This window comes from Ideonella sp. (assembly GCF_041918995.1).
Taxonomy (GTDB): Bacteria; Pseudomonadota; Gammaproteobacteria; order Burkholderiales; family Burkholderiaceae_C; genus Ideonella.
The window spans coordinates 261,739-272,175 of record NZ_JAYRUN010000004.1 but is presented as its reverse complement, the minus strand read 5'-3'; the positions used below and the strand labels follow the sequence as shown (position 1 = coordinate 272,175).

The following is a 10,437-nucleotide window of genomic DNA, read 5'->3' as shown; positions in this document are numbered from 1 at the left end:
TCGACGACCGCACGGCCTATGGCCAGGGCGTGGCCGACGAGTTCGAGAAGGGCGTGAAGTCCGCCGGCGGCACGGTGGCCAAGCGCGAGTTCACGAACGACAAGGCGACGGACTTCACCGCCATCCTCACCAGCATCAAGGCGGCCAAGCCGGACGTGGTGTTCTACGGTGGCATGGATGCGGTGGCCGGCCCGATGATCCGCCAGATGAAGCAGCTGGGCATCACCGCCAAGTTCATGGGCGGCGACGGCATCTGCTCGGGCGAGCTGCCCAAGCTGTCGGCCGGCGCCATGGCCGATGGCCAGGTGGTGTGTGCCGAGGCCGGTGGTGTCGAAGGTGAACAGAAAGCCGGCATGGAGAAGTTCAAGACCGACTTCAAGAAGAAGTTCAACGCCGAGGTGCAGATCTACGCGCCCTACGTCTACGACGCCACGATGGTGATGGTCGACGCCATGGTCAAGGCCGGCTCCGCCGAACCCGCCAAGTACCTGCCCGTGCTGGCTAAAACTTCCGGTTATAAGGGCGTGACCGGAACCATCGCTTTTGATGAGAAAGGCGACATCAAGAACGGCGCACTGACGCTTTTTACCTACAAAGCAGGTAAGCGCGAGCAGATCGCTGTCGTACGTTAAGCCGCGTCGCGGCAAAATCGGGATTCCCCTAACACGAGGACAACACTCGCATGAAAAAGCAATTCGCGCTCGGCCTGCTGGCCGCTGTGGCTGCCTCCGGTGCCTTCGCCCAGTCGTCCGTGACGATCTACGGCCGCCTGAACGTGACGGCCGAGAGCCAGAAGTTCGGCGACGACGATCGTCAGTGGGCCGTGCAGGACAACGCCTCGCGCATCGGCTTCAAGGGTACGGAAGACCTGGGCGGCGGCCTCAAGGCCGGCTTCCAGATCGAGCACGGCTTCGACGCCACCACCGGCGCGGCCGCTGGCGGCACCGCCAACTTCTGGGGCCGTCAGTCCGAAGTGAACCTGTCGGGCGCCTTCGGTACCGTCCGCCTGGGCCGCTGGACCCCGGAGTCGTACTTCGCCACTGCTGACTACATCAGCATGCACAACCACGACACCGGCACGTCCTCCGACGCGCTGTACGCCTTCGGCCCGTTCGCCCAGTCGAACAAGGTCGGCTACGCCTCGCCGGTGATGGGTGGCTTCCAGTTCCACGCCTCCGTCGCCGAAGGCGGCGCGGGCGTCGAGCGCACCTACGACCTGGCCGCCAACTACGACCGTGGCCCCCTGCACGTCGGCGCCGGCTTCGCCAAGCAGGAAGACGTCAAGCAGTTCGCCATCCGTGGCCTGTACGAGCTGGGCGCCTTCACCATCGGTGCCTACTACAACCGTGACACCGATTCCTGGGGTGCTGGCGCGGGCGACCGCAACACCTTCCGCGTGTCCGGCATGTACGCCTTCGGCGCCAACGAAGTGCACGTGAACGTCGGTCGTGCCAACGAGTACAGCGACGTGGCCGACAGCGCCGCCACCCAGTGGACCGTGGGCTACAACTACAACCTGAGCAAGCGCACCAAGGTGTACGGCTTCTACACCAACCTGTCGGATGGTGACGCCGGCGTCTACGGTGGCGACTTCAACTCGTTCGCCGTCGGCGTGCGCCACAACTTCTGATCGTCCCCGGACGCATCACCCCTGAAAGCCGCGCTGGTTCGCCAGCGCGGTTTTTTTTCGTCTGCCGCTGCCCATGCCTGGCCCCCTCTCGCCCGACCCGATTGCCCGCCGCCGGTGGATGAGCTGCCTGCTGGCGTGCGCGGCGGCGACTGCCCTGCCCTGGCCCTCGGCCGCGGCACGCAGCGGCATCGACCTCAACCGCGCCAACCAGGCCGAACTGGAAATGGTGCCGGGCGTCGGGCCGCAGCTGTCCGAGCGCATCCTGGGAGAGCGGGCACATGGCCCGTTCGTCGACTGGGCGGATTTCGTCGCACGCATGAAGGGCATTGGCCCCAGCCATGCCCGGCGCCTGTCCGCGGCCGGCCTGCGCATCGGCGGGCGGCCGGTCGACGCCGACGCTCAGGCCCCGGCCGCCTCGCGCTGACCCGGCCGCGCGGCCGCCTCGTCCTGGGGCACCCCTTGCCCGGCGCCCTGGTCGCCGGTTTCCCAGCCAAAGAAGCGCTGCACCTCGTCGCGTCGCTCCAGGGTGTCCGACCGGCCGAGCGCCATGAGCTCGCGGGTGTAGGCCCCTTCGAACAGGAGATAGCTGGCCAGCGCTGCCCCACTGGCCTGCTGCCCCTGGCCCGACACCCCCACCCCGGCCAGCAATGCCCGCACCGACAGGGGCAAGGCATCCAGATGCCGCGCCGCGATGTCGTCCAGGCGCTGGCTGGGCGCGATCAGCAGCACCTCGATGGGCCGCAGGCTGCTGCGTGCACGCACGGCCGGATCGAGCAGCGCCAGCGTGCGGTTGATGCGCTGCAGGCGCTCCACGTCGACGGCCAGCGCATCGAGAAAGATGTTGGACAGGGCATGGCCGGCGATCTGTGCCATCGACGGGTAGCCCTGGCCCACGTGCCGCCGTCCCGGCGGCTCGTGCATGCGCCCGGCGCCGATGACCAGCACGCGCTCGGCGCCGAGGTGGATGGCCGGCGAGATCGGTGCGGCCTGCCGCATCGAGCCGTCGCCCAGCCATTCCGGCTGCCCATCGATGGCCACGGATTGCGCCGGGAACACGAACGGGATGGCCGACGAGGCCAGCAGGTGCGGCAGCCCGATCTGGTCACGCACGGCCCGCCGTTGCGAGCGCACCCAATCGGGCACGGCCGCGGCCGCCGTGTAGAAGGTGATGTGCTCGCCACTGGTGTAGCTCGAGGCGCTCACCGCGAGCGCACGCAGATGACCGTCCCGGATGAGCGACGGCACCCGGTCCAGGCGTGCCATGCGTTCCAGCAGGCCGGCGAGCGGCGTGTTGTCCAGCAGCGAGCGCGGCTTCTGCTGCCACCATCGGGCGATGATCCAGCCGATCGACATCATCGTGAGCCAGCGCGCGCCGGTGCGCAGCACGCCCAGCGAATCCGAGCGGTAGACCTGGTCGGCGTGGAACCCCTGCCAGATGGCCACGAGCTTGGCGACGGCGGCCTCGATGTCGTCGGCGTCGCCCGCCAGCGCGGCGGCATTGATGGCGCCGGCCGAGGTGCCGGCGATGACGGGAAACGGGTTGGTGGACCGCGCCGCGGAGGCGTCGCGCCGGATCTGCATCAGCGCATCCAGCACACCCACCTGGTAGGCCGCGCGCGCACCGCCGCCGGTGAGCACCAGGCCGGTGGGCGCGGGGTCGGGGGACGTCATGCGTGCAGTCTAGGGCGCCCGCCTGGCGGCCAAGCGCTCAAATGCGCCGGCACGCCCGCCCATTTGGCCCGGGTGGCGGCTCAGTCGCGGCCGCGGCCCTTGCCATTGCCATGGCCGTTCGAATGGCCCGGGGGCCCGCCCCGGTCGCCACGATCGTCGTCACGCCGGCTGACGTGCCGGTGGTACCACTCGTCCTTGACGAAGTAGACGGGGACGCCGCAGGCGTTGTAGCGGCCGCAATGCTTGCCCCAGTTCTTCTGGTGGCCCGGCGGCACCCACAGGTAGACGGGCTGGGGCATGACGCGGGGGCGGTGGATGACCACCGGCTGCGCCACGATGACATCGGGCTGCGGGAACCGACCGATGTCGATGCGCCCGTAGACCCCGGGCTGGCTGATGGAGATGGAGACCCCCACGTCCGCCGCCCGCGCCGTGGGACTCAGGAACAGCCCGACGGCGGCCACGGCGGCCAGGCCCAGCGACCACAGCGTGGCACGGGCGACATGCGATGAATGGCGGGGGACTTCTCGGGTCATCGGGCACACATCCGGAGTGGAACAGTGCCATTGGAACGCAGCGGGCCGCGCGCCCGTTGGCGGAAATGGCCCCTGATACCAACCCTTACGCACGAGATGTGCACATTGTCACCCGTAGACGATGGACGCGTGGCCCTCGTGCGCCAGCTGGCGCCAGCGCGACAGGGCCTGGTCGCTGGGCCAGATGCGCCCGGCCGCGCCGAGATCGAGTTCGGCCGTGGCCCCCGGCCGCCTGACCACCAGGCGCACCGGCAGGCCCTGGACCAGCTCGCCCTCCTCCGCCTGCTCCACCCGGGCAGGAAAGCTCTTCACCGCGTCCGCCACCGGTGGCATGCCGCTGGGCAGCTCGACCGCGAGGTAGCGCCCGAAGCGGGCGCGCGCAGCGGCCAGGTCCCAGACCTGGTTCACGTTCAGGCGCAGCCCGCCGGAAAAGCGGTCCGGCTGCACCTTGCCCTGCACCACGATCAGCTCGTCCTCGCGCAGCAGGTCCCGGTGCGTCTCGAGCTGGTCGTCGTTGACCACCGCCTCGATGGGCTCGCTGCCGTCGTCGAGCTTGAAGATGCCGACGCGCCCGCGCTGGCCGTTGACGATGCGCATCTCGGTCACGATGCCGGCCAGCAGCTGCGGCTCGCGGGAATCGATGAGATCGGCCAGCTGGCGCGGGCAGAAGCGCCGCACCTCGGTGGCGTGCTCGTCGAACAGGTGGCCCGAGAGGTAGAAGCCGATGGCGGTCTTCTCGAGCGACAGGCGCTCCCGCACCGACCACGGCTCGGCCGGCTGCAGCGGGGGTTCCTGGGTATGCGAACCGTGTGCGCTGTCGTCCCCGAAGTCGAACAGCCCACCCTGCAGCGCATGGGCCGCCTGTGTCTCCGCCCAATCGAAGGCCAGGCCCACGCTGGCCAACGCCGCGGCCCGGTCCGGGTGCAGCCCGTCGAACGCACCCGCCTTGATCAGCGCCTCCACGACGCGCTTGTTGCACTTGCCCTTGTCCACGCGGGCGCAGAAGTTGAACAGGCTGGTGAAGGGTCCGTCGGCCTCGCGCGCTGCGACGATGGCCTCGATCGCGCCCTGCCCCGTGCCCTTGATGGCGCCCAGGCCGTAGCGGATCTTCCTGCGGCCTTCCGCCCCCGGCATGGGCTCGAACCGGTAGACGCCGCTGTTGACGTTGGGCGGCTCGAACGTGATGCCGAAGTTCTTGGTCGCATCGGCCAGCAGCACCTTGAGCTTGTCCGTGTCGCCGAGCTCGATGGTCATGTTGGCCGCGAAGAACTCGGCCGTGTAGTGCACCTTGAGCCAGCCGGTGTGGTAGGCCAGCAGCGAGTACGCCGCGGCATGCGACTTGTTGAAGCCGTAGCCGGCGAACTTCTCCATCAGGTCGAAGACCTCGTCGGCCTTCTCCTGGCTGATGCCCTTCTCGGCCGCGCCCTTGCGGAAGATCTCGCGGTGCGCCGCCATCTCCTCCGGCTTCTTCTTGCCCATGGCCCGGCGCAGCATGTCCGCGCCGCCCAGGCTGTAGCCGCCCATGGCCTGGGCAGTCTGCATCACCTGCTCCTGGTAGACCATGATCCCGTAGGTCTCGGCGAGCACCTGCTCCACCAGCGGGTGCGGGTACACCACCTCCTCGCGGCCGTGCTTGCGTGCCACGAAGCTGGGGATGAGGTCCATCGGGCCCGGGCGGTACAGCGCGTTCAGCGCGATCAGGTCCTCCAGCCGGCTGGGCCGGGCGTCCCGCAGCATGCCCTGCATGCCTCGCGATTCGAACTGGAACACCGCCTCCGTGAGGCCGTCCGAGAAGAGCTTGTAGACCCGCGGGTCGTCCAGCGGCAGCGTCTCGTAGGCGAAGTCCTTCTGGTCGGGGTAGCGGCGGGTGATGAACTCCTTGGCCACCTCAAGGATGGTCAGCGTGGCCAGCCCCAGGAAGTCGAACTTCACCAGGCCGATGGCTTCCACATCGTCCTTGTCGTACTGGCTCACCGCCGAATCGCTGCCGGGCTGCTGGTACAGCGGGCAGAAATCGGTGATCTTGCCGGGCGCGATCAGCACGCCACCGGCGTGCATGCCGATGTTGCGCACCATGCCCTCCACCCGGGCGGCCAGCGACAGCAGCTCGGCCACCTCCTCCTCCGCGGCCTCGCGCTGCTCCAGCTCGGGCGCCTCCTGCCGCGCGTAGATGACGCCCGGATCCGGCTTCTCGGGCACCTTGGCCAGCGTGACCGTCTTGCCGGGCGGCGCGGGAATGAGCTTGGCGATGGAATCCACATGGCCGAACCCCATGCCCAGGACGCGGCCGATGTCGCGCAGCGCCGCCTTGGCCGCCATGGTGCCGAAGGTGGCGATCTGGCTCACCGCCGGGCGGCCGTACTTGTCCTTGACGTAGTCGATCACGCGGTCCCGGTTCGCCTGGCAGAAGTCCACGTCGAAGTCCGGCATGGACACGCGTTCCGGGTTCAGGAAGCGCTCGAACAGCAGGTTGTAGCGCAGGGGATCCAGGTCGGTGATGGACAAGGCGTAGGCCACCAGCGAGCCCGCGCCCGAGCCGCGGCCCGGCCCCACCGGGCAGCCGTTGGCCTTGGCCCACTTGATGAAGTCCGACACGATGAGGAAGTAGCCCGGGAAGCCCATCTTCAGGATGGTGGCGATCTCGAACTCCAGGCGCTCGACGTAGCGCGGACGCTGCGCATCGCGCTCGGCCGTGTCAGGGAACAGCAGCGCCAGCCGGTCCTCCAGGCCGCGAAACGACTCCTCGCGGAAGAAGGCCTCGATCAGCATGGGCGTGCCGTCGGCCTGCAAGGGCGTGGGGAAGTCCGGCAGGCGCGGCTTGCCCAGCACCAGCGTCAGGTTGCAGCGCTGGGCGATGGCCACCGTGTTGGCCAGCGCCGACGGAATGTCGGCGAACAGCGCCTCCATCTGGGCCTGCGTCTTGAAGTACTGCTCGCGGCCGAAACGCTTGATGCGGCGCGGGTTGGCCAGGGTCTCGCCCTCGGCGATGCACACGCGCGCCTCGTGGGCGTCGAAGTCGTCGGGCCCCAGGAACTGCACCGGGTGCGTGGCGACCACCGGCAGCCCGAGTGCGGCCGCCAGCGGCACCGTGGCACGCACCAGGGGTTCGTGCGCCGGCAGGCCGCCGCGCTGCAGCTCCAGGTAGAAGCGGCCGGGAAACAGGCCGGCCAGGCGCTCGGCGGCCTGGCGCGCACGGCCGCTGTCGCCGGCCAGCAGGGCGGCACCCACGGCACCGTGCTCGGCGCCGGACAACGCGATCAGGCCGCCGCCCAGCTCGGCCAGCCATTCCCAGGTGACCCAGGCCTGGGCGCGCTGCACGTTGCGCGTCCACGCGCGAGCCAGCAGTTCGGACAGGTTGAGGTAGCCCTGGCTGTCCTGCACCAGCACGAGCAGCCGGCTGGCCGACTTGTCGGCCAGCGGGTCGAGCGGCTCCACCCACAGGTCGGCCCCCAGCAGCGGCTTGACGCCCTTGCCCCGGCAGGCCTTGTAGAACTTGACCGCGCCGAACAGGTTGGCGAGGTCGGTGATGGCCAGCGCCACCTGGCCGTCCGACGCCGCCGCAGCGGCGGCATCGTCGACGCGCAAGGTGCCATCGACGACGGAGAACTCGGAGTGGGTGCGCAGGTGGACGAAGGGCATGGGGCATTTTACGAAGGCCCCATGCCCCGCCCGGGCCGGCGCACCGGCCGGCGGCTCAGGCGCCGGCGCGCTGCATCGGTGCGGCCAGCGTGGCGCGCAGCGTCTCCGCCGCGTCGGCCAGGTGGGCCCGGGCCTCCGGCGACAGGCCTGCGCGCCCCTGGGCCGCCTGCACGCGGACCAGCAGGGCACGCGCCTCGGCGCGCAGCAGGCTGCGCGCATCGGCCCGGCTGTTGACCGAGGGGCGCAGCAGCAGCGCGGTCAGGCGGCCCAGGTGCTCGCGCTGCAGGTCGCGGCGCGCCGCGACGATGTCGCGCCCCGGGCCGGACAGCTCCGACCAGACTTCACGCGTCAGCCGGGCGTACAGCTCGGCGGGCGTGAAGGCCTCCCGCGGCGTGGCCACCTTGTCCTGCGCGTCCAGCAGGCGGGCCGCCAGCGACTCGCTCATGAGCTGGCTGAGCAGCGCCCGGCGCAGCTCCAGCAGCAGCGCATCCAGCGGGTAGTCGGTGGGCACGGGGTCGCCGGACGAGAAGCGCTCCAGGAAGTCCGGCGCGAGCTTGCGGGCCAGGTCGGGCGAGACCTGGAAGGTGTCCGCGGCCAGGAACGACCCAGCGATCACGTCCAGGGCCTCGCGCTGCACCGCCGCGGGCACCGGCACCAGCGGGTCGCGGCCCGAGCCGGGGAAGTCGCGCAGGGTGCGCAGGCCGCCGATCTGCCGCGCGGCCACGCCGGCCGCCCGGGCCGCGTCGCGCAGCGCGTAGCCCAGCGCCCGCCGCAGCACGGCGTAGTCCTCGGTGGGCTTCAGCACGCGCTGCTCCTGGCGGCGGAACAGGTCCTGCGCGATGGTGATGCGCTTGCGGGCGAACCGCAGCGGATCGTCGCCCAGGTCGAACACCAGCGTCTCCGGGTCCAGCCCGAGCAGGTTGTCCTCGTCGGTGCCATAGGCCAGCAGGGGCTCGGGCGAGCGCGCGGCGATGCGCTGCAGCTCGGCTTCCTGCTCGGCCGTGGACATCCCTGGCGGGAACGGCTTGTAGGCGTATTCGATGGCCCAGTAGTCGTACGGGCCGAGCACCATCTGGAACGGTGCCGGCGCCGGCTCCCCAGGCGCGCCCAGGTTCACCGGCGCGTACTCCATCACCGAGCCGGCCAGGCCCTGCGCCTGGGTGAACGCCGGGTCGGCCAGCTGGCGCTCGCTGTAGATGCGCGACGACCGGAAGTTGTGCCGCAGCCCCAGCGTGTGGCCCACCTCGTGCATCGTGGTGTCGAAGAGATAGGCCTGGACGAAGGCCTCGGCCTGGGGGCTGTCCGGGTCGATGTCGCCGCGCGCCTGCAGCACGTCGAGCGCGTAACCCAGCTGCTCGGCGGCGAAATCGCCGTGCTCGCAGTGCAAGGCGTCCTCGCCGTGCGCCGTGCGCTCGGCCAGGCGCTGCGCGCCGTCGGCCTGCAGCAGGTGGGCCGCATCGGCCAGTGGGCGGCTGGCCAGCACCTGCGCGCGCTCGGCGCGCCGGTTGCGCGAGGACAGGCTCTCGATGCCGATGTCCGCGTCCAGGATCTCGCCGGTGCGCGGGTCGATGTGGCTGGGGCCGATGGCGCCGAAGGCCGGGTCGGCGTTGGTCATCCAGCGGATGGAGGCCACGCGCAGGTCCAGCGTGTCGAACTCGGCGTCATCGGGCTGCTGGCGCACCACCAGGGCGTTGCGCAGGCCGATGCGCTCGAAGGCGTCGTTCCAGGCCAGCACCCCGCGCGTGATGGTGTCGCGGTACTTGGCCGGGATGTTGCGATCCAGCCAGAAGGTGACCGGCTGCACCGGCTCGGACACGGCCGCCAGCGGGTCCTTCTTCTCGAGCCGCCAGCGGCGCACGTAGTGCCGGTTGGGCGTGCGGACCTCGTCGTGGCCGAAGTCGAGCACGGTGGTGGTGAAGTAGCCCACGCGCGGGTCGGCGCGGCGCGGCGCCATGGGTTGCGCCGGCAGCGCGGCCAGCGAGTAGTGCAGGCCCAGGAACATGCTGCGTGGGTCGGGCAGCGTGGCCGGCATCAGCGGCACTGGCGCCGTGCTGGGCTGGCCGGGCGTCGCCGCGGCCAGGCTGCCGGTGGCGAAGTGCAGGTCGGCTTCCAGCGTCACCGTGTCGGCGTCCACGCGCACCCGGGTGAAGGCGGAGTTGCGCGTGTCCAGGCCGTAGTTCTGCCGGTAGGTGCGTTGCAGGCTGATGCCCAGGCCCAGCAGGTCGGACAGGAAGATCGGGTTGGCTTCCACCAGCACCGCCTGCGTGTCGGGGTGCGGGCGGCTGGCCAGGGGGGCGCTGCCGAGCAGGCTGTCGGAGAACGCGCTGGCCACCGCACGCGACTCGGGCGAGCCCGTCGCGGCCTGGTAGCGCTCGTTGCGGGCCACCAGCATCACCTGGTTGTGCTGCTTGCGGAACTCGACGATCTGCGGGCGCCCCCACGGGCCGTAGCCCAGCATGCTGCCGCCGAAGAAGGAGCGCTCGCCGATGCCACGCGAGAGCTTGGGCGACAGGAAGAACGGCTTGCCGAAGTCCTGCGGCCGCAGTTCGAACCACACCTTGTCTTCCTTCTGCCACAGCGGCAGCAGGCCGTCCGTGCGCCGGGCGTCCTTGGTGACGACGGCAAACGCGGGCTGCGGGCCGGTGGAGGGCGCCGCTGCGGGCGCGGCGCCCGGGGCCGGGGCGGATGCCGACACCGGCCCGGAGGCGGCCGTGGCCGGCCGGGGCGCGGATGCCGCAGGCGCCGGGGCAGGCACTGCGGCCGGGGGCTCGGCGGCCGCCTGGGGGCCCGGCGGGGCAGGCGTCGACACGCAGGCCGACAGGCTCAGCAGGGCGCCCGCCGGCCAGCAGGGCCACCAGGGGGAGCGCGGCGCCACACGGGCGGCAGGACGGCGACGGAGTGCGGAGGGTGCGGGCATGGGAAGCGGAACTCGCAAGGAATGAAAACGGCGTCGGGGCACCA

The 10,437-nt window shown here is 70.8% G+C and carries 7 protein-coding genes; 3 read left to right on the top strand and 4 right to left on the bottom strand.

Features of this window, described 5'->3' with window-relative positions:
- The 3 genes from ACE3UN_RS05485 to ACE3UN_RS05475 all read left to right on the top strand — a co-directional run.
- On the top strand, positions 1-632 hold a 632-nt coding region (locus ACE3UN_RS05485; RefSeq protein ID WP_374673907.1), incomplete at its 5' end, for a branched-chain amino acid ABC transporter substrate-binding protein.
- Positions 633-682: 50 nt separating this feature from the next.
- Positions 683-1,630, top strand: coding sequence for a porin (locus ACE3UN_RS05480; RefSeq protein WP_374673906.1), 948 nt, complete (start codon positions 683-685; stop codon positions 1,628-1,630).
- 73 nt (positions 1,631-1,703) lie between these two features.
- Positions 1,704-2,054, top strand: coding sequence for a ComEA family DNA-binding protein (locus ACE3UN_RS05475; RefSeq protein ID WP_374673905.1), 351 nt, complete (start codon positions 1,704-1,706; stop codon positions 2,052-2,054).
- On the opposite strand, the gene ACE3UN_RS05470 is transcribed toward ACE3UN_RS05475, so the two are convergent.
- The 4 genes from ACE3UN_RS05470 to ACE3UN_RS05455 form a co-directional block, all read right to left on the bottom strand.
- Positions 2,030-3,301, bottom strand: a complete 1,272-nt coding sequence (locus tag ACE3UN_RS05470; RefSeq protein ID WP_374673904.1) for a patatin-like phospholipase family protein — start codon at positions 3,299-3,301, stop codon at positions 2,030-2,032. The two genes, ACE3UN_RS05475 and ACE3UN_RS05470, sit on opposite strands and share 25 nt — an antisense overlap.
- Positions 3,302-3,381: 80 nt before the next feature.
- A complete protein-coding gene (locus ACE3UN_RS05465) occupies positions 3,382-3,837 on the bottom strand; it encodes a hypothetical protein (RefSeq protein WP_374673903.1) in 456 nt (151 codons plus the stop codon).
- Between the two features lie 108 nt (positions 3,838-3,945).
- Positions 3,946-7,476 carry a DNA polymerase III subunit alpha gene (gene dnaE / locus ACE3UN_RS05460; RefSeq protein WP_374673902.1) on the bottom strand — a complete coding sequence of 1,177 codons (3,531 nt, stop codon included), beginning with the start codon at positions 7,474-7,476 and terminating at the stop codon, positions 3,946-3,948.
- 55 nt (positions 7,477-7,531) lie between these two features.
- Positions 7,532-10,171: a zinc-dependent metalloprotease gene (locus ACE3UN_RS05455; RefSeq protein WP_374673901.1), complete on the bottom strand. Its 2,640-nt coding sequence runs from the start codon at positions 10,169-10,171 to the stop codon at positions 7,532-7,534.
- Positions 10,172-10,437: the final 266 nt, after the last annotated feature.

What these genes read in the sequence shown, in the direction of transcription:
- ACE3UN_RS05480 (WP_374673906.1), top strand. Translation starts at nt 683, where the DNA reads ATGAAAAAGCAATTCGCGCTCGGCCTGCTGGCCGCTGTGGCTGCCTCC.
- ACE3UN_RS05470 (WP_374673904.1), bottom strand. Translation starts at nt 3,301, where the DNA reads ATGACGTCCCCCGACCCCGCGCCCACCGGCCTGGTGCTCACCGGCGGC.
- dnaE (WP_374673902.1), bottom strand. Translation starts at nt 7,476, where the DNA reads ATGCCCTTCGTCCACCTGCGCACCCACTCCGAGTTCTCCGTCGTCGAT.
- ACE3UN_RS05465 (WP_374673903.1), bottom strand. Translation starts at nt 3,837, where the DNA reads ATGACCCGAGAAGTCCCCCGCCATTCATCGCATGTCGCCCGTGCCACG.
- ACE3UN_RS05475 (WP_374673905.1), top strand. Translation starts at nt 1,704, where the DNA reads ATGCCTGGCCCCCTCTCGCCCGACCCGATTGCCCGCCGCCGGTGGATG.